The 634-nt window shown below is 73.0% G+C and carries 1 protein-coding gene; it reads left to right on the plus strand.

Annotated elements, in window-relative coordinates:
- Nucleotides 1–50 precede the first annotated feature (50 nt).
- Nucleotides 51–634: DNA-processing protein DprA (locus tag AC1D01_RS37700; protein WP_477875065.1), on the plus strand; the 584-nt coding region annotated here is incomplete at its 3' end.

The following is a 634-nucleotide window of genomic DNA, read 5'->3' on the forward strand; positions in this document are numbered from 1 at the left end:
GCTGATCGCGACCGCAGCGTTGTCAAGCGGTCGCCGGTCGGTCGACCGGCATGGGTGCTTCCCCCGCGTTCCACGAGTCCGCCCCGATCGATGATTGGGCGGACTGGGTCCGGCTGGTCGAAACGCCCGGCATGGGGCGCGAGGCCGCCCGCAAGCTGCTGGCCGCCTTCGGGTCACCTGCGGCGGTGCTGCAGGCCGGCTCGGCCGCGCGCCGGCACGTCGTCGAGCCTGCCGCCGCGGATGCGCTGGACGACCTGCCGGCCGGGCTTTCCGATCTGCTGGAGACCACGCGCCGCTGGCTCGCGTCGTCATCCGCCGAGGCGCCGCGCCGCATCGTCACGCTGGGCGACCCGCACTATCCGGCCGCCCTGCTGCAGACTGCCGATCCGCCGCTGATGCTCTATGCCGAAGGGCGCATCGAGCTGCTGGCCGCCCCATGCGTGGCCATCGTCGGGAGCCGGCAGGCGACGATCCAGGGTCTCGCGAATGCGAAGGCCTTCGCCCAGGCGTTGAGCGAGGCCGGCATGACGGTGGTGTCGGGGCTGGCCCAGGGCATCGATGGCGCGGCCCACGAAGGGGCGCTGCAGGGGCTGTCGAGCACCATCGCGGTGGTCGGTACCGGCCTGGACCAGGT

The organism is Rhizobacter sp. P3_B12 (genome assembly GCF_056402895.1).